The sequence below is a fragment of the Corynebacterium falsenii genome, assembly GCF_020099275.1.
Lineage (GTDB): Bacteria > Actinomycetota > Actinomycetes > Mycobacteriales > Mycobacteriaceae > Corynebacterium > Corynebacterium falsenii.
Genome location: NZ_CP083646.1, coordinates 584061 through 606587, shown reverse-complemented (window position 1 = coordinate 606587; position 22527 = coordinate 584061). Strand labels below are relative to the sequence as shown.

General features: G+C 65.2%; 20 protein-coding genes. 7 read left to right on the top strand and 13 right to left on the bottom strand.

Features of this window, described 5'->3' with window-relative positions; translation table 11 throughout:
- The 6 genes from LA343_RS02795 to serS all read right to left on the bottom strand — a co-directional run bounded on the left by LA343_RS02795 (position 1) and on the right by serS (position 7183).
- On the bottom strand, positions 1-600 hold the full coding sequence (locus LA343_RS02795; protein WP_025401843.1) for a phosphatase PAP2 family protein: 600 nt from the start codon (positions 598-600) through the stop codon (positions 1-3).
- Complete coding sequence (locus tag LA343_RS02790; protein ID WP_025401842.1) at positions 600-2672, bottom strand: glycosyltransferase; 2073 nt, start codon at positions 2670-2672, stop codon at positions 600-602. Before LA343_RS02790 ends, LA343_RS02795 begins: the two co-directional genes overlap by 1 nt.
- 229 nt (positions 2673-2901) lie before the next feature.
- Positions 2902-4125: a UDP-galactopyranose mutase gene (glf, locus tag LA343_RS02785; RefSeq protein WP_025401841.1), complete on the bottom strand. Its 1224-nt coding sequence runs from the start codon at positions 4123-4125 to the stop codon at positions 2902-2904.
- Positions 4126-4149: 24 nt separating this feature from the next.
- On the bottom strand, positions 4150-4974 hold the full coding sequence (locus tag LA343_RS02780; RefSeq protein WP_025401840.1) for an HAD family hydrolase: 825 nt from the start codon (positions 4972-4974) through the stop codon (positions 4150-4152).
- Positions 4971-5825, bottom strand: a complete 855-nt coding sequence (locus tag LA343_RS02775; protein ID WP_025401839.1) for a lysophospholipid acyltransferase family protein — start codon at positions 5823-5825, stop codon at positions 4971-4973. Before LA343_RS02775 ends, LA343_RS02780 begins: the two co-directional genes overlap by 4 nt.
- Positions 5826-5905: 80 nt before the next feature.
- Positions 5906-7183 carry a serine--tRNA ligase gene (serS, locus tag LA343_RS02770; protein ID WP_025401838.1) on the bottom strand — a complete coding sequence of 426 codons (1278 nt, stop codon included), beginning with the start codon at positions 7181-7183 and terminating at the stop codon, positions 5906-5908.
- A gap of 81 nt (positions 7184-7264) precedes the next feature.
- Between serS and LA343_RS02765 the strand changes: the two genes are divergently transcribed.
- Both LA343_RS02765 and LA343_RS02760 read left to right on the top strand, forming a co-directional pair.
- On the top strand, positions 7265-8284 hold the full coding sequence (locus LA343_RS02765; RefSeq protein ID WP_025401837.1) for a septum formation family protein: 1020 nt from the start codon (positions 7265-7267) through the stop codon (positions 8282-8284).
- Positions 8285-8377: 93 nt separating this feature from the next.
- Entirely contained in the window at positions 8378-8728 is a 351-nt protein-coding gene (locus LA343_RS02760; RefSeq protein WP_025401836.1) for a metallopeptidase family protein, read from the top strand.
- A gap of 553 nt (positions 8729-9281) precedes the next feature.
- Here the strand turns inward: LA343_RS02760 and LA343_RS02755 are convergent.
- Together LA343_RS02755 and pheA are read right to left on the bottom strand one after the other, a co-directional pair.
- Positions 9282-10232: a histidine phosphatase family protein gene (locus LA343_RS02755; RefSeq protein ID WP_025401835.1), complete on the bottom strand. Its 951-nt coding sequence runs from the start codon at positions 10230-10232 to the stop codon at positions 9282-9284.
- Positions 10232-11218: a prephenate dehydratase gene (gene pheA, locus LA343_RS02750; protein WP_025401834.1), complete on the bottom strand. Its 987-nt coding sequence runs from the start codon at positions 11216-11218 to the stop codon at positions 10232-10234. Before pheA ends, LA343_RS02755 begins: the two co-directional genes overlap by 1 nt.
- Before the next feature lie 133 nt (positions 11219-11351).
- On the opposite strand from pheA, the gene LA343_RS02745 reads away from it, so the two are divergent.
- The 3 genes from LA343_RS02745 to LA343_RS02735 are packed head-to-tail and all read left to right on the top strand — an operon-like array spanning position 11352 to position 15162.
- Positions 11352-12764, top strand: a complete 1413-nt coding sequence (locus LA343_RS02745) for an amidase family protein (RefSeq protein ID WP_025401833.1) — start codon at positions 11352-11354, stop codon at positions 12762-12764.
- A complete protein-coding gene (locus tag LA343_RS02740; protein ID WP_224209209.1) occupies positions 12730-13512 on the top strand; it encodes a CPBP family intramembrane glutamic endopeptidase in 783 nt (260 codons plus the stop codon). Before LA343_RS02745 ends, LA343_RS02740 begins: the two co-directional genes overlap by 35 nt.
- A 33-nt stretch (positions 13513-13545) precedes the next feature.
- On the top strand, positions 13546-15162 hold the full coding sequence (locus tag LA343_RS02735) for an LCP family protein (protein ID WP_081737390.1): 1617 nt from the start codon (positions 13546-13548) through the stop codon (positions 15160-15162).
- 4 nt (positions 15163-15166) lie between these two features.
- Here the strand turns inward: LA343_RS02735 and LA343_RS02730 are convergent, their stop codons facing one another.
- Together LA343_RS02730 and LA343_RS02725 are read right to left on the bottom strand one after the other, a co-directional pair.
- Positions 15167-16114 (bottom strand): DUF5926 family protein, encoded by a 948-nt coding sequence (locus LA343_RS02730; RefSeq protein WP_025401830.1) that lies wholly within the window; start codon positions 16112-16114, stop codon positions 15167-15169.
- Positions 16115-16149: 35 nt separating this feature from the next.
- A complete protein-coding gene (locus tag LA343_RS02725) occupies positions 16150-16908 on the bottom strand; it encodes a glycerophosphodiester phosphodiesterase family protein (protein WP_025401829.1) in 759 nt (252 codons plus the stop codon).
- Between the two features lie 182 nt (positions 16909-17090).
- On the opposite strand from LA343_RS02725, the gene LA343_RS02720 reads away from it, so the two are divergent.
- Complete coding sequence (locus LA343_RS02720) at positions 17091-18020, top strand: patatin-like phospholipase family protein (RefSeq protein WP_025401828.1); 930 nt, start codon at positions 17091-17093, stop codon at positions 18018-18020.
- Here the strand turns inward: LA343_RS02720 and LA343_RS02715 are convergent.
- Positions 18017-19060 (bottom strand): L-lactate dehydrogenase, encoded by a 1044-nt coding sequence (locus tag LA343_RS02715; RefSeq protein WP_081737247.1) that lies wholly within the window; start codon positions 19058-19060, stop codon positions 18017-18019. The genes LA343_RS02720 and LA343_RS02715 overlap by 4 nt on opposite strands.
- A gap of 242 nt (positions 19061-19302) precedes the next feature.
- Here LA343_RS02715 and LA343_RS02710 point away from each other — a divergent pair, with 242 nt between their 5' ends.
- Positions 19303-19905 carry a superoxide dismutase gene (locus LA343_RS02710; protein ID WP_025401826.1) on the top strand — a complete coding sequence of 201 codons (603 nt, stop codon included), beginning with the start codon at positions 19303-19305 and terminating at the stop codon, positions 19903-19905.
- Positions 19906-20059: 154 nt separating this feature from the next.
- On the opposite strand, the gene msrA is transcribed toward LA343_RS02710, so the two are convergent.
- Together msrA and LA343_RS02700 are read right to left on the bottom strand one after the other, a co-directional pair.
- Positions 20060-20770 carry a peptide-methionine (S)-S-oxide reductase MsrA gene (gene msrA, locus LA343_RS02705; protein WP_025401825.1) on the bottom strand — a complete coding sequence of 237 codons (711 nt, stop codon included), beginning with the start codon at positions 20768-20770 and terminating at the stop codon, positions 20060-20062.
- A gap of 17 nt (positions 20771-20787) precedes the next feature.
- Positions 20788-22467: a TM0106 family RecB-like putative nuclease gene (locus tag LA343_RS02700; RefSeq protein ID WP_224209208.1), complete on the bottom strand. Its 1680-nt coding sequence runs from the start codon at positions 22465-22467 to the stop codon at positions 20788-20790.
- Positions 22468-22527: the final 60 nt, after the last annotated feature.

Here is a 22527-nt window from a genome sequence, read left to right as displayed (position 1 = left end):
TTAGTTCTTCTTTTTGTCTCGACGCCACCAGGCTCCCCCACCGTCATTCTCCCCATAGTAGGCGGAGATGGCGCGGCGCATGGCTTGCGCGGTGGTGGCTCCGATTGCGGTGCCGATGGCAACGTCGGTGGGGTAATGCACTCCGAGGACCAGGCGTGAGAGCGCCATGGCCGGGATTCCCACGAGTGGCAGTGGGTTTCGGATGGTTTCTGCGATGGTGACCAGCGCCGCGGTGGAACTGGTCGCGTGCGAGGATGGAAAGCTCAGTTTAGATGGTGTGCCCACTCCGATGACAATGTCGGGGTGGTGTGGCCGTGGTCTCCGCACGATGCGCTTGAGCACCACGCTGGCCGCGTGCGCGGTGAACGCGGAGGCACCGACGGTGAGCCAGCCGATCCGGGTGGGATCATTGGCGGGCTTGCCCTGGGCGACGGTCACGCCGTAGCCCAGCGCCGCGGTGCCGAGCCAGCCGAGGGCGTGTTCCCCGAAGAAGCTCATGGCTTTGGCTGCGGGGATCACGCCGGGGCGGTGCGCCAGGGCGTGCTGGATGTTGATCAGCGCCGCTGATTCGTTGAGCGGGTCGCCGGTCACGTGGGACATTACTGGGCACCCGCCTCGGTGGTGCTGGAGGTGCCAGCAGTAGAACCAGCGGCGCCTGCAGCAGCAGAGCCCGCACCAGCAGAGCCCGCGGCACCGGCGGCAAGGTCGCTGCCGGGCTCGAAGATCTGCGCCCATGCCTCACGGCTCACGAGCTGCGGGTGCGCGGCGCGGTAGCGGTCCCGCATTTCGTCGAAGCGGTCGAGCACTTCCTTCTGCAGCTTGGCGGATTCGCGCGCCAGGGCGATCATTTGGCCGCGGTCGCGCTTGCGGAACACCACTCCCCTGCCGTCGGCGGTGGTCACGGTGCCGCCGTCGATGCGGGACATGCTGAACCAGCGCGCTTCGATCGGGGGCAGGTTCACCTGCGGGGCGTGGTGGTGGCGTGCGTCGGCAGGCTTGGCGTTGTTGATCACGGCCTGGGTGAGGGTCTTCACCTTGGCCCAGGGCGACAGCGGGATGCGCGTCAGGTGAGCCGGGCCTCCGGTAGCCGGTGGGAGTTCTGCGGCAGAGGGGATCACAATGGCGTCGGAGTAATTCTTGCGCATCTTGTTGATCCGCGGCAGTGCGGTTTCGAGGATGTTGAAGAGGTTCTCCGGGCCTGCGAGGAAGTCCTTCATGGCCTCGTTCTGGATGGCCACGGTGGAGTATTCCAGGCACAGCAGGTGCTTTGCGGTGGCCTTGGCCATGGAGCTGACGATGCCCTTCGGGGAGCCGTCGTGCTGGATGGCGGCCACGATGAGGCGGTTGCGCAGGTGGAAGTAGGCCTGCCAGTCGATGGCGTCGTCCTTGTCGGACCATGCCATGTGCCAGATGGCGATGCCGGGCCAGGAGGCGGTGGGGAATCCGGCGTCGCCGGCGCGGAGGCCGTATTCGCCGTCATCCCACTTGATGAACAGCGGCAGGGGCTGGCCAATGCGGTCGGCCACGAAGCGCGGGATCATGCACATCCACCAGCCGTTGTAGTCCACGTCGATGCGGCGGTGCAGGTCCTTGGAGTCGATGTACTCGCCGGAGGCGTTGCGGCCGTACTCGCCACGGTCGCGCAGCGGGTGGCGGTAGAAGTCGTGGTCGTAGTGGGTGTGCGGTGCGGCGGTCCACATGAAGCGGCCGCGGTCGATGATCTCGCCCATGGAGTGCAGGTGACTGCGCTCCTGCAGGTTGAGCATCTGGCCACCGATGAGCATCGGGGACTTCGCGTAGCGGGCGGCGGCGAGGCTGCGGAGGATGGAGTCCGGCTCGATGGCGATGTCATCGTCCATGTAGAGGATGTACGGACTGGTGGTGCCCCGCTCCGGGTGGCGGGCCTCGTACATGATGCGACTGTATCCGCCGGAGCCGCCGAGGTTGCCCTGCTGCATGATACGCAGGCGGTCACCGAAGTGCTCGGCGACGGCGGCGAAGCCCGGCTCATCGGCCGGGTGCTTGTTGCCCTGGTCGGGCATGATGACGGCCTCGATGACGCTGTCTACTTGGGCGTCGCTCGAAAGAGCTTCGAGGGCAGCGACCGCGTCGGCGGGGCGGTTAAACGTGGGGATGCCCACGGTGATCCTCGGCTCGGCGGCGGGCAGCTCCTGGCCTTCGAAGTGCTGCGGGCCGGCTTCCTTGGTGGCGTACCAGCCGGCGGAGTGGATGGTGGTTTCGGATTCGCAGGTGATGTCGAACCAGATCCAGCCGCCGTCCTCGAACGGCGCCAGGGAGATGGTGAACTCGGCGGTGCCGCGGCGGTTTTCGTTGACTTCCACGTTGCCGCCGGTGACGGCGATGCGGGAGCCGTCGATCTTGGAGCGGTAGATGTCGATGCGGGCATCGCCGGTGAGGTCCACACGGAGCTGCACTTCGTCCAGCTGGGACCAGCGGCGCCAGTAGGAGGCCGGGAAGGCGTTGAAGTAGGTTTCGAAGGAGACTTCCGTGCCGCCGGGAATGACCGCTTCGGTGCGGGAGCGTGCCGTGACGCGGCCGGGTGTGGCCGATTCGTTTTCCACGATGTAGAGGGATCGAACGTCGCGGGGCTCACCGCGCTTGGGCAGGATGATGCGGGCCAGGCGGGTCGCGTCGAATTGCTGTGCAGTCATTAGCTTGGAAGCCAACCTCCGAGTAGACAGTAATACACCTCGATTATCCACCACGTGGGGCATCGAGGTTCAGTACGACACTACCCGAGCGGATGATTCCAGCTCGGGTAGTGGGCGCGCGGCATGCGCGGCTAGCGCGGTGCGGCTAGCGCGGCTAGTGCGGCTAGTCCTCCGGGTGTCGGCGGCTCAGGTAAATGGCTCACGCGGTAAACCAACGTGGCTGGCAGCGCTACAGCAGCGGCTCCAGCTTGTTATCAAACATGCTCAGCGCCGCACCAATAGCCATGTGCATGTCCAAGTACTGGTATGTGCCCAGGCGACCGCCGAAGAACACCTTCTCCTCGTTCGTCTCCTGCTCCGCACGCTCGCGGTACTTTAGCAGCATCTCGCGGTCGGCGGGAGTGTTGATCGGGTAGTACGGCTCGTCATCGTCCTCCGCGAAACGGCTGTACTCCTTCATAATGACCGTCTTATCCTTTGGATACTTATCCTCCCGCTCCGGGTGGAAGTGACGGAACTCGTGGATCCGGGTGTAAGCGAACTCCGCATCGTTGTAGTTCATCACCGGGGTGCCCTGGAAATCGCCCGTCTCCAACACCTCCGTCTCAAAGTCCAGCGTGCGCCAACCCAGGCGCCCCTCCGAGTAGTCGAAGTAGCGATCCAGCGGGCCGGTGTACACCACGGGAGCATCCGGCGACTCCGCCCGGATCTCATCGCGCACCTCGAACCAGTCCGTATCCAGGCGCACCTCAATGTTCTCGTGCGCCGCCATGTTCTCCAGCCACGCGGTGTAACCCTCCACCGGCAGGCCCTCGTACGTGTCGTTGAAGTAGCGGTTGTTGAACGTGTAGCGCACCGGCAGGCGGCTGATGTTGCTGGCCGGCAGATCCTTCGGATCAGTCTGCCACTGCTTCGCCGTGTAGTCGCGCACAAACGCCTCATACAGCGGGCGACCAATCAGGGCAATGCCCTTTTCCTCCAGGTTCTTCGCCTCATCCGGGTTCAGACCATCCGTCTGCTCCTCGATGAGCTTGCGCGCCTCATCCGGGCTGTAATACTTGCCGAAGAACTGGTTGATCAGCCCCAGCCCCATGGGGAACTGATACGCCGTGCCCTTATGCATCGCGAACACACGGTGCTGGTAATCGGTGAAATCCGTGAACTGATTGACGTAATCCCACACACGCTTATTCGACGTGTGGAACAGGTGTGCACCGTACTTGTGGACCTCGATGCCCGTCTCCGGCTCCGCCTCCGAGTACGCGTTGCCACCGATGTGATTGCGCCGCTCCACGATGAGCACGCGCGCACCCTTCTGCGATGCCGCGCGCTCCGCCACCGTCAAACCGAAGAAACCACTGCCGACCACGATGAGGTCATACGCGCCCTTCGCGTCGCTCGTGCCCTTCGTACCGCTCTCGCCCTGTGTGCCTTGATTACCAGATTCACTCATGGCTGCAACGTTACCTAAACGAAGCTAAAACCAGCGCTCCAACACTTGTGCCACACCATCAGAGTTGTTGTCCGCCGTCACTTCATCCGCAACGGACTTCACCCCATCCTCGGCATTACCCATCGCCACGCCCAGCCCCGCCCAGCGCAGCATCTCCACATCATTCGGCATGTCACCGAAGGCCACCACCTCGCTGGCGTCCACCCCAATGTCCTCAGCGATCCACTCCAACGCCGAGCGCTTCGACACTCCCGGCGCGCTGACCTCCACCAGGCCACCCTCCCAGGAGTACGTGGCCGTGGCCACCTCCGGATCGATCACCGGCGCCAGCTTCTCGTACAGCTCCGCAGAGCTCAACCGCGGGTCGCGCACCAGCAGCTTCACCGCAGGTGAACCCACCAATCCAGCCATATCCACATGCGTATGCTCATCCGAATCCCACGCATGATCGTAGCCATCAGTCACCGCAAACAACTCGCCCGCGTCCGGGACAGCCCGCTCGCCCTCGCCGGCGCGTTCCGCACCGAAGCCGACCCCCGGCACAGCGGAGCGTATGGACGTCACCAACTGATCAAGCACATCCGGAGACAACGCAAACGTGTGCGTGATCCGATCCTGCGACGAGTCATACACCACCGCACCATTCGCGCACACGCACACCGGCCGCACGGGCAACTGCTCCAACACCGGCAGCAACCACCGCGCAGGCCGACCCGAGGCAATCGTGAACACCGTGCCCTGGTGGTTCATGCTGCGCACCACGGCCCTCATACGGTCGGTCACGCGCTCCCGGCTGGTCAGCAACGTGCCGTCCACGTCACTGACCACCAGCAACGGCGGTTGCATCATCGGTGATCGCGCTCCTGCTTCTCCTTGAGCTCCGCAGCGCGCTTCGCCTTCCTCGCGGCGGCATCGGCGCGGTCCTTCGCCGTGGCCTCCTCCAGCGTCGGCGCGGTTCCGCCCATAGACGCCGGCACCCAGTACATCCCCTTCGGCATCTCACCGAAACGATCGGCATACACCTTGCGGGTGCGCTCGAGCTGCTTGACCATCGTGTCGTGCAGCCGCTCGGTCGTCTCCGCCGCGTCGTCGGTGACCTCCACCGGCTCACCGACGATGAGCACCAACCTCGCATCCTTCGGGCGCCAAATCGGCTTATGCCCCTTCGTCCACACCTGCTGGGAACCCCAAATCGTCAGAGGAATCAGCGGCACACCGGCATCGTGGGCGATCTTCGCCGCTCCCTGCCGGAACTCCTTGATCTCGAAACTGCGGGAAATCGTGGCCTCCGGGAAAATCCCCACCAGCTGACCTTGGCGCAGCCGCGCGATCGCCTCGTCGACCGACGCCTGACCGTCCGCCCTGTCCACCGGAATGTGCTTCATTGCACGCATGAGAGCGCCGACGCCTTTGACGTCGAAAATCTCCTTCTTCGCCATAAAACGCACCAGGCGGCGACCGTTGAAGTGTGCGGGGATGCCGCCATAGACGAAGTCCCAGTAGCCCGTGTGGTTCACCGCGATCATCGCGCCGCCTTCGGCGGGGATGTTCTCCGCGCCGATGATCTCCACATCAAGGCGTTGCACGTACTTCATCCACAGCTTCGCCAACGGGATGATGATGCGGCCGTACACCGGTTCCTTGGCCTCGCGGTGCTTAGGGGCTGGGGTGAAATCGTCGGGGAGGTGGATCTCGGGCATGTGAGGCTCGCTGTTCCTTGTCTGCAGGGGTGGAGGGGCTGGGTGCCGCTGGGGCCGCTGGGTGCGGGTGCTGCTACAGCTTAGTTTCCTTTGGGTTCAAGAACATCTTTACCCACGAAAGGACGCAGCGCCTCCGGCACCACCACAGAACCATCGGCCTGCTGGTTGTTCTCCAGGATCGCCACGAGCCAGCGGGTCGTCGCCAACGTGCCGTTGAGTGTGGCGGCGATCTGTGCCTTGCCGTCCGCATCGCGGTAGCGGGTCTTCAACCGGCGGGCCTGGAACGTGGTGCAGTTCGAAGTACTCGTGAGCTCGCGGTACGTGTTCTGCGTAGGCACCCACGCCTCCGTGTCGTACTTCCGCGCCGCCGAGGAACCCAAGTCGCCACCGGCCACATCAATCACGCGATACGGCACACCCACGGCAGCGAGCATGTCCTTCTCCATCGCCAGCAGCTCCTGGTGCTGCGCCTGAGCCTCCTCCGGCTTGCAGTAGACAAACATCTCTACCTTGTCGAACTGGTGCACGCGGATGATGCCGCGGGTGTCCTTGCCATAGGAACCAGCCTCGCGGCGGAAGCAAGACGACCAACCGGCATAACGCACCGGACCGTTGGAAAGGTCAATGATCTCATCAGAGTGATAGCCCGCCAGCGCCACCTCCGAGGTGCCGACCAGGTACATATCGTCTTCCTCGAGGTGATAAATCTCATCCGCATGCGCACCCAGGAAGCCCGTGCCGGACATCACCTCAGGGCGCACCAGCACCGGCGGAATCATCAGTGTAAAGCCATGCTGCACAGCCTTCTGAGCGGCCAATTGCAGCATGCCGAGCTGCAGCAGTGCGCCGTCGCCAGTAAGGAAATAAAAACGTGCGCCGGAAACCTTCGTACCGCGCTTCATATCAATCAAGCCCAAAGACTCACCCAGCTCCAGGTGATCCTTCGGCTCGAAATCAAACTGCTTCGGCTCGCCAACATGCTCCAACACCACGAAGTCATCCTCGCCACCAGCCGGGGCGCCATCCTCCACAATGTTGGAAATGCGCATCTGCAGATCATGGACCTTCTTCTCCGCAGCGTTCTGCGCAGCCTCAATCTGCTTAACGTGCTCCGCCTTCTGCTTGCCCTCCTCGCGCAGAGCCAGCTTCTCCTCATCAGACGCAGTGCGCATCTTCTGGCCCATCTCCTTCGAGAAGGCCTTCTGCTCCGCGCGGGCAGAGTCTGCGGCACTAATGGCCTCACGGCGCTGCTCGTCAGCCTCGAGCAACTGGTCCACCAGCGCAGGGTCCTCCCCACGAGTGCGCTGAGACTCACGTGCCACATCCGGATTTTCACGCAGAAGCTTAAGATCAATCATGACCTTTAGCTTAGCTATAGTAGAACGAACCGTGCTGCGCGGGCACACCCTCCCGCGCACTCCACCATGGGAAGAGAAGCAATGTCACTCAGCACAGCCAAGCGCACCCGCCGCGGCCGCTCCGTGGGCGTGACCCTCACGGCCGCGCTCTGCGGCGGCGTGGCAGCAGCGGCCTTCGCGGCCGCAGCTCCCGAGGGCAGCACACCACTCGCCCCCTCCAGCACCTCCGCCAGCAACTCGGCAAAAGGCGGAAACGGTAAAAACGACTCCGGAGAGGTCGACCCCTTCACGACCGCCAACGCCGGCGACTGCGTCAACTGGACCCCCGGCCCCAACGGCGTGAACAGTGGATTCACCACCGTGGACTGCTCCCAGCCACACCGCTTCGAGGTCTCCTCCCGCGAAGACCTATCCAAATACCCCACCAGCGAATTCGGCCCCGACGCTGCCCAGCCAGACCTCAACCGGCAAGAGCAACTCACCGAAGAACTCTGCACCGGGCCGACCCTGAAATACCTGCAGGGCAAACTGGACCCAGAAGGCCGCTACTCCATCTCCCCGATCCTGCCGCCGCAAGCAGCCTGGGCCGACGGCGACCGGACGATGCTGTGTGGCGTCATGGTCCAAGATGCGCAAGGCAGGTCAGTAGAAACGACAGGCTTCGCTGCTCAGCAAGACCAAGCGCGCGTCTTCCCCGCCGATACCTGCGTGCGCGTGGACGGCGACGTGCCGAACGAAGTGCCCTGCGACGAAGACCACTCGTGGCAAGTGACCTCCGTGGTGAACCTCGGCGAACACTTCCCGCAAGGCTGGCCGACGATCCAGCAGCAAAACGACTACCTCAACGGCATGTGCACCGAAGCCGCGCGGGCGTACTTGGGCGGCGATGACGCGCTGTACAACTCCACGCTCACGCCATTCTGGACCACGCTGCAGCAGCAATCGTGGGACGCCGGCTCGCGATCCGTGAACTGCGCGCTGACGTACGGGCACCCCGGCGGTGGCTTCGCGACGCTGAAGGGCGACGTGCGCAAGGAGTTCACCATCGACGGACAACCGCCTGCGAAGCAGCCGCCGCGGAACCCGCTGCGGAACCGGTAGGTAACTGGCGCTGGCGGTGCTGGCGGTGCTGGCGGTGCTGGATTCGTGGCAGGACTAGAGGGCAAGGGCTAAAGGGAAGGTAGGAGTCAGCGGATGGCAATTGAAGTTTCAGAGGAGCGATTCGAAGAGCTCGTCGACGCCGGCCTCCGCCGCATCCCCCAAGACCTCCTACGCAACGTCAACAATGTCGCGATCGTCACCGAGGACATGAACGAGGCCGGCCCGCACATCCTCGGGCTGTACCAAGGGGTGGCGCTCACCGAGCGAACCAGCGAATACACGTCCGCACTGCCGGACAAGATCACCATCTACCGTCTCGCCATCGCCGGAGTCTGCAACACGGAGGAGGAGCTGGTGGAGCAGGTCGCCGTGACGGTGATCCACGAGCTCGGTCATCACTTCGGTATCGACGACGCCAGGCTCCACGAACTCGGCTGGGCCTAACCGCCTCGCCCTTCCCCGGCTCCCACCCGCGCTGCCCCAGGCACCCCAGCAATCCCATCTATCACACGCAGTGCCTTCCGCCGGCCCACGCAAGCCTCCTTCCGCCCGCCACTGGGGCTTCAAGTGTGACAATGTTGTGTTTTGTGGAAAACGGCTCCGCAAAACCCCAGGTCGCGATTTCTGGAAACCCGCAAAACACAACATTGTCACAAGTGCAGCCCCCAAGAGGCTCCGCACGTATGGGTTGAAGCTCTGCAGGCCTAGGCTGAAGCCCTGCACGCACGGGTTTGAGGCCTGCGGACGGTGGTATTGCTGCGCCAGGCGAAGGTATTGAAGGGGGATCGTGTGCGAATGCCGTGTGTTAACGAATTCACGATTGCAAAAAACCAGGTGGTCAAATCTGCTACCTCACAAAACGCGCCATTCGTACACCGGCACACAGGAAACCCGGCGGGCAGATGGGCACAGCAGGGCTGCGGAGTGCAGAGTGCGGAATACGGGGTGCGGGGTGCGGAATACGGGCAGCCCTGGCACCAGGGAAACGGAGTGCCGATCAGGGCAGCGGGTGATCACCCCAGGAAGTGATGCTCATGGTGTTGCGGAGTTTGGTGAGCAGGTCGTCGGCCTGTTGGGCAGAATCAGACGCCGCAGAATTAGATGCCGCAGAGCCAGACGCGGCGGGGGCATCGGCATCGGAGGACGAGGAACCGGTTAGCGAAGCAGAAGAGGAAGCGCCGGGTTCCACCGTGATGACCTGGGCATTGCGCAGGTAGGCGCCGTACGCCCAGTCCGGATCCACGCCGCCGAGGAACGCCGCAACCAAGCGGATGACGGCGCCGTGACTAACAAGGGCCACATCGCAGTTATTGCGCCGCCCAGCATCCAACAGCTCCAGCACGCGCGGCAGGTAGCCCTGCAGGATTTCCGTGCCGGTCTTTCCGCCGGGGACGCGCTCGTCGATATTGCCGTGCAGCCATCCACCGAGGATGGAGTGGTACATCTCGTGAGCGTCTTCGTCGTTGCGCATTTCCATATCGCCCGCGGCAATCTCCGCGACACCCGGCACAATCGCCAGCTTCGCCTGCAACTCCCGCGACCGCTGCGCTGCCGGAACTGGTGCCGCAGAATCCGAAGCAGAATCCGAGGTTGCGGAGCCAGCGGACCCGGCACCCACGAAAGCGATATCGGCGAGTTGCTGCGCAGTGGCGTCGGATAAAGGAAAAGCCGAAGGCACATCAGCCGGCACCAGGTCCGCGCCACCGCGTTCCAGCGCCGCCGCCACATTCACCGCAGTCTGCTGCGCCCGCGCGGCCAACGACGACAACACCATCACCCGGTCACTCACCCCCGCGAGGCGACCGCCCGCCTCCGTGGCCTGCTCCCGGCCCAGCGGCGTGAGGTCAGCGCCGGGCAGCGCGGTGTCCAGCGCGTGGATCGTATTCGACGTGGTCTGCCCGTGGCGCACCAGGAACAGACGGGGAGAACGGACGGAGCTTTCTGACATTACTGACGGCCTTCTTGCAAATTCGCAATCCACTGATGAGAAGCAGTGTAACTGGGCGGCGCGCTACCGGCATGGCGGTTCACGCGGTCGCGGGAGCCGTCGTGGGCGCCTGGCCGCATGACCTCATCGGCGGCCGGCCAGCTGCCCAGGTAGCGCACGGACTCCGTGCTCCGGTACAGGCCGGCGAGGGCTTCGGCAACGGCGGCATCGTCAATGTGCCCCACAATCGCCACGTGGAACATGTACATGCCCATGCGGGTGCCGTCCTCTCGCCGTAGCGGGCGCGAACTAATCCTCGACATATCGACGCCACGAGTACTCAACTCCGCCAACGCATCCAACAGGGACGCCGGGCGGTTCTGCAACGTGAGGATCACGCCGGTGCGATCGTGGCCCGTGCGCCCCGTGGGTTTCGAGGGGCGCCCAATGAGGACGAAGCGGGTGTACGCGCCCTGGATGTCGGCCACGCCCTCGGCCACGGCGCGGAGGTGGTGGATGTCGCCGGCGCGTGCGGGGGCTGCGGCGGCGTCTGCCTTCCCCTCGGCCACGGCCTGGGCGGCCGCGCCGTTCGAGGAGGCTGGGATGAAGCGCGCGTTCGGGATGTTCTTCGCGATCCAGTTACGCACCTGGGCCTCGGCGACCGGGTGGGTGGTGAACGTGGAGATGCTGGACAGGTCGGCGGCGGCATCGCCCTCCCCAGGCCGCACGAGGATCGAGAACACCACCGGCACCAGCACCTCGTGGAAAATCTGCAACGGCTCGCCGTACGCCAGCGCGTCCTCGGTCTGCGACACCGGCCCGTCCACGGAACTCTCCAACGCCACGCAGGCGTAGTCCGCATCCCCGGCACGCACCATGTCCAGCGCAGCGCGCGGCGACGTCACCGGCACGGCCTCCGCATCCGCGGGCACGAACCCCTCTTCTTGCATGTCGCGCAGGGCCTGTTCGGTAAACGTCCCCTCCGGCCCCAGGTAAGCCACGCGCACTGGCCCAGCCGCAGCAGCGGTATCGGAAGAAGGTGCGGGCGTGGCGGCGTCGGACGAAGACGAAGAAGAAGAGGCGGCGCTGTTCATAAAACCCACCATACTGAACCCCGAGACACGCGTTAGACTACCAACGATGAACACCTTCGCCCGATCCGTGCAGCGCCTCAGCGACCGCACGGGCCTGACCCCCGGCCAGCTTGGGATCGCGCGCGTCTTCGACACGCCGCACCACAACCCGCACGCCACCGGGCCGCTGCAGGGCATGGACGTGCTGGTCAAAGACCTGCACCAGGTCGAAGGCGAAGTGACCACCATGGGCTCCGTGCACCAACAATTCACCGCGCCGCACTACGACTCCGCCGCCTACGCGCTGCTCGAAGCCGGCGCGCGGTTGGTCGGAATGTCCACGAGCGCGGAGTTCGGCACCACCGCCTACACCGAGCCGGTGGGGATGGACCACCCCGTCAATCCGATTAGTCCGCTGATGATGACCGGCGGGTCGTCCGGTGGCGCGGCGGTGGCGGTGGCGCGGGGGCTCGTGGACGTCGCGCATGCCACGGACGGCGGCGGGTCGATCCGCATTCCCGCAGCGTGCGTGGGCCTTCCGGGGCTCAAGCCGGCGCACGATCGGACGGTTGGGCACTTCACTCCGGCGGCGCAGGGCTTCATCGCCAAGGACATTGCCACCACGGCGCGGGCGTATGGCGTGGAGCTGTCGGAGGACTTCGGGGCAGGCCCTGCCGGGGCGGCCAGCAACAACCCAGCCCGCCCCACCCACCGCCTGCGCATCGGCTACACCAACCAACCTTTCCACTCCATCAGCCGCGTGGACCCCGCCATCGCGGCAGCAACCGCCGCAGCATCGGCGCTGGCGGCCACGCACCCAGGCGTGGAGTCGGTCTCACAAGCGCCGCCGCCGTATCCCCCGGCGATGTTCGACCTGTTCTCCGAGATGCTCGCCGCCCGCTGCGCGTACCTCCCCGGCGAGCTCACACCGCTCACCGATTGGCTCCGACGCCGCGGCCAGCAAGTCCCCTCCTGGCGCCGCATGCGCGTGGAGGACCAGCTGCTGGGCCTTAACCCGATGGAGGCGTGGTCGGAGTTGGACGTCATCCTCACCCCCACCCTCGCCTGCGCTCCCCCGCCGCCGGGCACGTTCTCGGCGCTACCGCCCGCGCGCAATTTCCAGGCGCAAACAGCGTGGACGCCCTGGGGCACCCTGTGGAACATCACCGGCTGGGCCGCGGTATCCGTACCGCTCGTCGACCCGGCGCGCGTCCCGGGCCGCTGGCCGATCTCGCTGATGATCGGGGCGGTTGGTTCGCGGGTGTCGGCTGGCGAATTGCTCTCGTTGGCTTCTTTTATTTCCGACGCCACCAGCTCCCTCCCCGCCGAAGGCCTCTCGTTGGAGTTGCCGGGGGATGTGGAGGCGCTGGATTACCTGCGGAAGCCGGATAACTCGCATCAGTACGGGCACGAGCACGGTGACGGGCACGAGCACGGTGACGAGCATGGCCACGGTGAGGGTGCGCATGGCCACGGCTGACCGGCGGGCGCTGCGCTGGGAGCTGCTGATCGTCCTAACCATCACGTTCGGCACCAGTGGAGTGCGGGCCGTGCTGCGCCTCATCGAGGCCGCCGCCCGCCCGGAGAATCTCAATGACCAGGAGGCCACGCTCAACCAACGCCAGTCGGTACTACCGTGGCTGGATCCACTGTTCCAGCTCATCAGCAGTGGCGTGCTGATCGCGTGGGGCGGGTTGGCGATTTTCCTGCTGCTGCGGCACGTCCCGGTGCGCGTGGGCGATGCAGGGGCACTGTCGTCAGGGGCGCCAAACATTGCGTGGCGGATGCGCGGCGCGGACTGGCTCCACGGCGCCGGACTGGCGGCGGTGATCGGCCTGCCGGGGTTGGTGTTCTACTTCGGGGCTGTTGCCCTGGGTTTGAGCAAGCAGGTTGTACCCACCGGGTTGGGTGATTCGCCGTGGGAGATTCCCCTGCTCGTGGTCAATGCCTGGGCCAATGGCTTCGCCGAGGAGTGGATCGTGGTGGCCTGGCTGGCCACGCGGTTGCGGCAGTTGCGTGTGAACTGGGTGTGGGTGTTTGTGGCGTCCGCTGTGTTGCGGGGCAGTTATCACCTCTACCAGGGCTATTCCGCCGGTGTCGGCAACATCATCATGGGGGTTGTTTACCTCTGGTACTTCAAGAAAACGGGGCGCGTGTGGCCCCTCGTAATCGGTCATGCGCTGATCGACACGGTCGCTTTTGTGGGCTATCCGTTAGTTCTCCAATAGTTGTTGTCTCACTGAACCGCTAGAATGTCCTTCATGGATTCACGCGACGATGTGGCACGGGACCGCAATGGCAAACCGATCCTGGACCGCTTCGGGCGGCCGGTTCGGCGTCGTCCGCTGCCGCCATCGTCGAAGGGGACGGGCGCTGGAGTGGGTACAGGAACTGGCGCCGCGGGCTCCGAGGAGCGCCCGCGCGGCCGCCACGCCGCCCCGGACGGCGAACGCCCCGAGTGGTTGGAACGCCGCCTGCGCGACCAACCGCGGGCCTGGGAGAACTCCGGTGAGCGCGGAGCTCACAGCGCGGGTGGCGCTCACGCGCGCCACAGTGCTGACCGGGCTGACCGGGCTGACCGGGGAGATCGATCAGATCGCGCGGCGCGCAACCCCCGCTACGGCGGCTACGAACGCAACGACCGCAACGCCGATTCCCCCCGCCGCCGCGAGGGCGTAGTCCCCGAGCCTCCCCGGTACTCGCGCCGCGAGCAGCACGACCGCGAGCTGCGGAATCGCGAGCAGCCCTACGCTCCGAACCGCGGTGACTATCGCCGCCGGGCAGCGGCAGCCGCAGGAGCAGCCGGAGTTGCTGGCGCAGGCGCCGCCGCGTCCGCCGGCGCATACCCGCCGCCGCGCCCCAACGCTCCGGAGCGCATGGAAGGATGGCAGGCGCCCGAGCAGCGCCCGGGTCGCTCCTCCCGCCGGTCCGCTCGAGTGGCACGCGGGGAAGGCCGCCCGAAGCGGCGTCGGATAAAAATCGGCCGGATCTTGGCCGCGGTCCTCGTGGTCATCGTGGCGCTGACCGTGGGCACCGGCGTGTGGATCAACTCCAAGCTGCAGCGCACGGACGCGATCCAGAACTACGACGGCCGCCTCGGCAACACATCCGGCACGAACTGGCTGCTCGTGGGCTCCGACTCGCGCGCGGGTCTCACGGAGGCGGACGCGGACCGACTCATGGCCGGCGAGCTAGACGACACCGTGGGCCGCACCGACACCATCATGCTCGTGCACCTGCCCACCTTCGGTGGCCAAGCCACGATGCTGTCCATCCCCCGCGATAGCTACGTGGACATCCCCGGCTACGGCCAGAGCAAGATCAACGAGTCCTTCAGCCTCGGCGGGCCGGCGCTGCTGCAGCGCACGGTCGAGCAGGCCACGGGCATCCACATCGACCACTACGCGGAGATCGGCTTCGGCGGATTCGCCAACGTCGTGGACGCCGTGGGCGGCATCGAGATCTGTGTGAAGGACCCGCTCGACGACCCCATGGCGGGCATCAACCTGCAGCCCGGGTGCCAGAAAATGAATGGACCCACGGCACTGGGATACGTGCGCTCGCGCTACGCCTCGGCCAATGGTGACCTGGATCGTGTGCAGCGGCAGCGGCAGTTCCTCACCGCGCTGAGCGACAAGATCGCCTCGCCGGGCACACTGCTCAACCCGTTCCGTGCCGTGAAGGTTATCGACACGGTGACGGCCAGCCTGACCGTCGATAACTCAGACAACGTGCTGAACCTGGCCCGGCTGGCATGGGGCATCCGCGGCGCGAAGCAGGAGACAGTGCCCACGTCCGGCACCGAGGACACCGACGCGGGCAACGTGCTGCTCTGGGACGACGGCGCCGCAGAGCAGCTGTTCCAGAGCCTGCGCTAGCGGGCTAGCGGATCGTCACCTGGCGGGAGACGATCGTCTGCTTCGCCTTGTGCTCATCACCGGTGAGCTCGGGGGCGGAGCCATCGGCCTCAGCGGCCAGCTTCTCGGCGAACTTCTTGTCCAGAGCCTCGAGGCCTGCGGCCCAATCGTCGGCATCCTTGGTGTTGTCCAAGTCCCACACCGGCACGAGCACGCCGTGGGTGCGGAACACGCCAGCGAACTTGGAGCCCTCACCGAGGTTCAACTCACCAGCAGCGTGCAGGCGAGCGAGCACGTTCAGCAGATCAGCTTCCTTCTCTTGGCGCACCCAGCGGATGTGAGCCTTCTCAGAGGGGTTGATCCACCACGCCACGCCATTGATCTCCGCGGCGACCTTCTCGGAAGGCAGCACGGAATCGTTGGCCTGCTGCAAGGTGGCCACGACCTGCGGGTTGTCGCGCTGGTCCTCGGTGAGCCACCAGTTGAAGTCCTGAGCCACGGTAATGGGCTCGTCCATGTCCTTATCCAGCAGATCAGTGAGGGCGGGCTCGCTGCCGTCGGCGATGCCGGTGTCCAGGGACTCGCCCGGCTTGGCGTTGATCGCCCAGTTCAGCTTGTAGGCGAGGTCGCGGTTCGGGTTGTCGCCGCGGCGCTGGGTTTGCAGCGCCACGAGCGCCTCCACGGCACCGTTGGAGCCGTTCGAGTCTTCCTCGGAACGCACCAGCGCAGCCACAGCACCGGGCAGCACGGTGACGATGCGCACCGTGCGGTCGGCACCCTTCACATCAGCGGTGAAGTGTGCGGACGGCACGAACTCCTGCAGCGCGATGAGGTCGGCTTCCATCGCGAACCCGTCGTACGGGCGGGGGTCCTTCTGCAGCTTCGCGCGCTCAGCGGCGCGGGCAGCCAGCTTCGCTTGGCGCCGGCTCATGCCCTCGGGCAGGTTTTCTTGGTTCTTTTTCTTCTTAGCCACGCGGCCAATCCTACCTGGGCGCTCCCCCGGCGCCGCTACCGCGCGTATTGCACCTGCGCTTCGTCATCGCTCCACATCTTCGCGCGACCCGGATAATTCGTCGCCAACCAGGTCACGTCCCGGCGCGCGGCCCAGCGCACGTCTTCTTCCTTGTCGGCGGTCCACACGTAGGTGCCGTCGCCGTAACGACCAATAATGTCCGGGCGCACCTTGCCACGCGCCACAGACAGCCCGTGCGCATCGACAACGTGCAGCGCCTGCAGCCCGGGGTTGAGCATCCGCTGGTACTCGCGGCGCAGCAGAATCCGGTGGATCTTCGGGTTAATCAGCTTGAATCGCACCAGCGATTGCGGGCTGAAGCTAATGAGGTGCACGCCCGAGTCGGCGTCGAGCCCCTGGTAACGAAGTTCCTGGTTGAGCGCTGATTCCACACGGGGCCCGTACCTGTTGGGGTGCTTGGTTTCGATGAAGATTTCCCTATCGTCAGCGCCCCCACGTTCCCGACTGTCTCGGAAGAATTCGAGGAGTTGCCGCAGCGTCAGCACCTCGGCGGGCTCCTCGGGCGTGCCGAAGTTGAGCTCGCGCAGTTGCGCGAGCGTCATTTCGCTCACGGCGCCCGTGCCGTCGGAGACTCGTTCCACTGTCCGGTCGTGGATGCACACCAGTTCGCCGTCGCGGGTGAGGCGAATGTCGCACTCGAACCCGTCGGCGTCGCGTTCCAATGCGAGCTCGTAGGCGGCCATGGTGTGCTCGGGGCGTTCCCCGGAGGCCCCACGGTGGGCAATAATCTTCATGACCTCCATTCTGGCCCCATTCAGGAGAAAATGACAGGTCGAGAAGCCCTCCGCCAACAAGACTTCACTTTCAGTTCACTTGAGTGTCAGTTCACGCACCGCTGCAGTTGCCAGTCCACACCCCAACCCCCGCACGCGGGTCTCAGCTGCGTCTCAGCTAACCACGCGGTACCCTGTTCCACGTGCTTACGGTCAACAACACCGCGCTCGTCTTCGAAGGCGGCGCCATGCGGGCGGTGTATTCAGCCGCACTCGTGGAAGCGCTCATCGAGGCAGACGTGGATTTTCGCTGGGTCTACGGCAACTCGGCCTCCACGTCCCACGTCGCGTTTTACATCACCAAGGATGTTGACCGGATGCGGCAGACGTTCACCACGTTCCCATCGCACCCCGAGTTCGGAGGACTCAGGGCGTGGGCGCGCGGCCGCGGGTTCTTTAACGCGGAGTTCGTCTTCGGCCGCGCCACCGAGCCCGACCATCCCCTCAACATGGACTGGGATGCCTTCAACAATTCCCCGGTGAATTACCGCATCACGGGGTTCAACGCCCTCACCGGCCACACCGAGCACTGGGGGCGCGAGGACATCCATTCCCCCAAGGATTTCTACCTGCGCGCCCGTGCGTCGTCTTCCCTGCCGTTCTTCATGCCACCCGTCTGGATCGACGGTGCCCCGTGGTATGACGGTGCCTTCGGCCCCACCGGCGGACTGCCGCTCGATTCCCCGGCCGTGGATGGTTTCGATCGCGTCTTCGTGGCCACCACCCGCACCCGCGATTACCGCAAAGCCCCTGGCCACATCGACTACCTCGTGCGCAAGCGTTTCGCGGCCTACCCGCACCTCGCGGAGTCCATCATCACCCGGCACGAGCGCTACAACCAGACCAAGGATCACCTCCTCGAGATGGAGCGCGAGGGCCGCGCCTACATCTTCACCCCGGAATCCATCACCATCGGCAACGGCAACAGGAACCGCAAGCGCCTCGAGGAGGCGTACTCCCGCGGTCTCGAGCAGGCCCGGCGCGAGATGCCCGCCATCGTGGACTTCCTCCGCGCCGGCGAAACCAACGCCCGCGCCGGCGAAACCGGCAGCACCGAAACCAACGCCCGTTAGTTCAGCCCGGTACCCTTCATCACCCCGGCCAGCACCTCCGCCGAGTGCGCGAACTGCTCCCGCTCGGTCTCATCGAGGTCCAGCTCCACAACGTGCCGGATGCCCTGCCGGTTGATCACCGCAGGCGTACCAATATAAAGGTCACTGAACCCGTACTGCCCCTCGAGCAGCGCGGAGACGGGCAGCACCACGTCCTGGTTGCCGAACACCGCCTGGGTAATCCGCGCCAGCCCCATGCCGATGCCGAAGCTCGTGGAGCCCTTCGCCTGGATGATCTCGTAGGCAGCGTCGCGCGTGCGAGTGAAAATGTCATCCATGTCCATCTTCGACCGCTCCCCCATCGTCTGCAGCCGCCGGGTGATGGACGTGCCCGCCACCGATCCGGCCGACAGCACCGGTAGCTCCGTGTCCCCATGCTCACCGATCACGTAAGCATGCACGGAGGTCGGCGCCACGTCGAAGTACTGCCCCAGCCCGTAGCGGAAGCGCGCAGTATCCAAGATGGTTCCGGAACCGATGACCCGGCTGGAATCCAGCCCGCTGATCTTCCACGTGGCGTACGTGAGGATATCCACTGGGTTCGACGCCACCAGGAACACCCCATCGAACCCATTGTCCATCACGTCACCGATGATCTTTTCGAAGATCTTCGTGTTCTTCGCCACCAGGTCCAGACGCGTCTCACCCGGCTTCTGCGCCGCACCCGCGCACACCACGACCAGCGCGGCGTCCCGGCAGTCCTCGTAGCTGCCGACGGTCACGCGGGTGTTGTGGTGCGACCACGGCACGGCGTGGTTGAGGTCCTGAACGTGCCCCCACGTCTTCCGCTCGTCGAGGTCAATAATCGCGAGGTGGTCGGTCAACCCCTGGTTCACGACCGTGTACGCGTACGCCACGCCCACGTCCCCCGCCCCGATGAGCACGATCTTGCTGCCCAGCGTTGCCCCGCCTGTATTGGTGTTTTCTTTATTCGACGCCACACCTGAGCCCTGTGCATCCGCTTCCGCGGACTGGCCGTGTGCGTGTGCGTACGTTGTCATGTGCCCTCCACTGGTCACCGGTACTGTGCAACTTCTGTGCAACTTCTGTGCGACTCCACCCTAGAGACAACCCAGCCCTGGTGCACCGATAGGCGACATGGGGAAAGGGGGTGCATGGTGGCGTCGAATATGAAGAAATGGCCAACGACCTGCTACTTCAGAATTGGAGCTTGCAGGCTCACCTAAAGCGCGTAACACTTGTTGTTGTAGGAATCACAGCAAACGCCGAAAGGAAATTTTTCATGCAGAAGTACGAACTGCCCGATCTGCCTTACCCGTACGACGCTCTAGAGCCCCACATCTCCGCTGAGATCATGGAGATCCACCACACCAAGCACCACCAGAACTACGTTAACGGTGCTAACACCGCTCTGGAGAAGCTGGCTGAGGCTCGCAAGAACGGCGAGCTGGGCCCCGTTGTTACCGGCCTGTCCAAGGACCTGGCGTTCAACCTGGGTGGCCACACCAACCACTCCCTCTTCTGGAAGAACCTCTCCCCCAACGGTGGCGGCGAGCCGACCGGTGAGCTGGCAGAGGCCATCAACCGCGACTTCGGCTCCTTCGAGGCTTTCAAGGAGCACTTCTCCGCAGCCGCACTGGGCCTGCAGGGCTCCGGCTGGGCTGTGCTGGGTTACGACCACATCGCTGGCAACCTGGTTATCCAGCAGATGACCGACCAGCAGGGCAACCTGTCTGTCGACCTGACCCCGCTGCTCATGCTGGACATGTGGGAGCACGCCTTCTACCTGCAGTACAAGAACGTGAAGGCTGACTACGTGAAGGCCATCTGGAACGTCTTCAACTGGGACGAGGTCGCCAAGCGCTACGAGGCTGCTGCTAAGTAGTCAGTAAGTGGTGGCGACTGCGCCACCATTGCGCTAGCACTGGGCAGCACCGCTGCTCGGCTCGGCCACGACCTGAAAAAAGGGGCCGCATCCTCTCCATTGTGGAGTGAGGATGCGGCCCCTTTTTATGCTGTTCTGGTGAGGTCGCGGAGGGTTAGATCACACCGACCGGGCAGCTCACGCCATTCGGCCCGTGGTTGCAATAACCGCCGGGATTCTTGTGCAGGTACTGCTGGTGCTCATCCTCGGCGAGGTAGTAGTGGCCATTGCCGGTGGTGACCAGCTCGCTGACCTCCGTGGTGACCTCGCCCAGGCCGGCATCAACGAAGCGCTGCTTCCACGCCGCAACGGCGGCCTCGGCGCGCTTCTGCTGCTCGGGGCTCGAGGTGTACACGGCAGAACGGTACTGCGAGCCCACATCGTTGCCCTGGCGATCACCCTGGGTGGGATTATGGTTCTCGAAGTCGATCTTCAAAATCTCCTCCACGCTCACCACCTCCGGGTCGAAGACCACGCGGACGACTTCCGCATGGCCAGTGCGACCGGTGCAGACCTCGCGGTAGGTGGGGTTCTGAGTCCACCCACCGGCGTATCCCACGGAGGTCCCCACCACGCCGTCGACATCCCAGAACATCCGCTCGGCACCCCAGAAACAGCCCATACCCAGCACGATCTCATCGAGAGCGCGGCCATCCCACGCGGGATCATTCGCGCCCACCAGCGGCGTGCCGAGCACCGCGTTCGGTTGGGGGTTGGGCAGCACGGGGTGCTTGCCGCCCTTGAGTGCGGAGTTGGCGTCCACCCGCTCAGCGCGGAAAGGACCGCGCGTGTTAAGGGCCATCATTCGTTCAAACAAGCTGCTCATGGTCTGTTCAGCTCCCCTCATACCTCTTTTATTCCCGGCGCGCCCCGCCGCAGCCAGGCGCGCACGGCAGACGTTGCCACGCAGTCATCCGCGTTGTAGCGCTCCAGCGTACGCCGCGCCGCCTGCGCTGTGGTCTTGGAACCGGAAATGGCCTGCTCAAACAGGTGCACGGCGGCTTTGCCGTCCACGCCCTCCTGGCTGAAGGAGAACCCGGCCAGGGGCGCAACCGTCTTCAAACCCAGGGAGTCCGTGGGCGCCAAGGCCTTTCTCACCAACTGGAAGCAATCGCACCAGACCTCCGAGGCAATGAACTCGTTGACCTGGTCCAGCGTGGGCATGGTGATGGTGCGACCATCAGCCAGCGTGTAGATCTGCCCGCCGTGGCGCTCGGCGTAGAAGCGCAGCCAGTAGTTCTCGCCCTGCTCCGAGTAGACCCACACGCGCAGGCGCTTACCCGCGCCCTCGGCGCGGGTGCGCTGCTGGCCCAGCCACGCCCAGAACTCCGCGACGTGCCGCCCGTCATCGCCCGCAGCGCTGAAATCGCCGAAGCCAATGTAGCGGGAGCCGTCGAAGGTGCCCCACAGGAACGTGCCGCGGTGCGGGTGCGCCTCCATGTCCACGTCCACATCCACCACGTCTGCCAGCTGCTGCTCCATCGGGCGGGTACCCACCGCGGGCATGACGAACTCGTGGCCGCCCCACAGCATCGGATCCGTGATCCACCGGCGCAGCGGCCGCCGCAGCGCCGACTCCCCACGCATCCAGGCCGCGGCCAGTGCGGATGCCTCGCCGCGGTCGGCCTCTGCCAGCTGCGGCAGCGTGGAGATGCCGTCCTCGCGCAGCAGGCGGTTCTTATCCCCGGGCAGCATCAGCGAGATATCCAGCGAGCTCAGCAACTGCGCGCGACAATGGTTATGGAACTCGCAGACCTTGCATTCCTTGACCCGGCTCGGGACAGAGGGAACCGGCTCAGCCAACGCGGCGGACAGGCCGGGGAGGACCGTGGTGGCGTCGAAATAAAAACAGCGAACGCGCGTGGTGCCGGCACGGCCGATGAGCGCCACCTGGCCGGAGGCGAAACCGAGCTGCTCCAGCACCACATGCGCCATCGCCACTTTCTGCGACTCCCCTGCCGAGGCGCGGTGGCGCCACGGCGCCGGAGCGGGCACGGCCAGGCCCAGGGCGTTGACGTCCGTGACGCGGCAATCGGCGTGTGCGGCCGACCGGGCCTTGCGCGCCACCGAGTGACCGGAGACGACCGCCGGCGTGTAGGTCATGAACTCGTCCACGCCGTGACCGCGATCGTGGCGAACCAGCAGGTCCGCCTCCACATGCAGCGGACCGTACTCCAGCGCCGGGCGGGTGATCAGGCGCGCGCCGGAGGCCATAGCCTCGAGCGTGTCCTCCACGGCGTTGGGCCCCGGAGTGATGTCCACGCGGGAGGGGAAGAGCTTGTCGCCGATGCGCGGGCGATCCGGGAGGCAATCGAAGACCACCTGGCGGCGGGCGGCGGTGGTGATGCGATGCGAGAGGCGCTCGACCTCGGACTCGATATCCTGGCGCACCCACATGCGCGGCGACGGCCACGAGGCGCGGCGCAACACCGCACGGTGACGACAACCCACGATATCTGCGGGAGTGACCGGCGCGGGCAGGGCTGCCGGGGCGGTGGGCGCATCACGATGGTCACTAGTCACAATGCCTTGTAGTTTATGCGAGGGTTGTTGGCCACGGGCGACTAGCAGGCAGTTAAAGGT

Bases quoted from the DNA above. Each gene is read 5' to 3' on its own strand.
- LA343_RS02795 (WP_025401843.1), bottom strand. From the start codon at position 600: ATGTCCCACGTGACCGGCGACCCGCTCAACGAATCAGCGGCGCTGATC.
- LA343_RS02790 (WP_025401842.1), bottom strand. From the start codon at position 2,672: ATGACTGCACAGCAATTCGACGCGACCCGCCTGGCCCGCATCATCCTG.
- glf (WP_025401841.1), bottom strand. From the start codon at position 4,125: ATGAGTGAATCTGGTAATCAAGGCACACAGGGCGAGAGCGGTACGAAG.
- LA343_RS02780 (WP_025401840.1), bottom strand. From the start codon at position 4,974: ATGATGCAACCGCCGTTGCTGGTGGTCAGTGACGTGGACGGCACGTTG.
- LA343_RS02775 (WP_025401839.1), bottom strand. From the start codon at position 5,825: ATGCCCGAGATCCACCTCCCCGACGATTTCACCCCAGCCCCTAAGCAC.
- serS (WP_025401838.1), bottom strand. From the start codon at position 7,183: ATGATTGATCTTAAGCTTCTGCGTGAAAATCCGGATGTGGCACGTGAG.
- LA343_RS02765 (WP_025401837.1), top strand. From the start codon at position 7,265: ATGTCACTCAGCACAGCCAAGCGCACCCGCCGCGGCCGCTCCGTGGGC.
- LA343_RS02760 (WP_025401836.1), top strand. From the start codon at position 8,378: ATGGCAATTGAAGTTTCAGAGGAGCGATTCGAAGAGCTCGTCGACGCC.
- LA343_RS02755 (WP_025401835.1), bottom strand. From the start codon at position 10,232: ATGTCAGAAAGCTCCGTCCGTTCTCCCCGTCTGTTCCTGGTGCGCCAC.
- LA343_RS02745 (WP_025401833.1), top strand. From the start codon at position 11,352: ATGAACACCTTCGCCCGATCCGTGCAGCGCCTCAGCGACCGCACGGGC.
- LA343_RS02740 (WP_224209209.1), top strand. From the start codon at position 12,730: ATGGCCACGGTGAGGGTGCGCATGGCCACGGCTGACCGGCGGGCGCTG.
- LA343_RS02735 (WP_081737390.1), top strand. From the start codon at position 13,546: ATGGATTCACGCGACGATGTGGCACGGGACCGCAATGGCAAACCGATC.
- LA343_RS02725 (WP_025401829.1), bottom strand. From the start codon at position 16,908: ATGAAGATTATTGCCCACCGTGGGGCCTCCGGGGAACGCCCCGAGCAC.
- LA343_RS02715 (WP_081737247.1), bottom strand. From the start codon at position 19,060: ATGACAACGTACGCACACGCACACGGCCAGTCCGCGGAAGCGGATGCA.
- LA343_RS02710 (WP_025401826.1), top strand. From the start codon at position 19,303: ATGCAGAAGTACGAACTGCCCGATCTGCCTTACCCGTACGACGCTCTA.
- msrA (WP_025401825.1), bottom strand. From the start codon at position 20,770: ATGAGCAGCTTGTTTGAACGAATGATGGCCCTTAACACGCGCGGTCCT.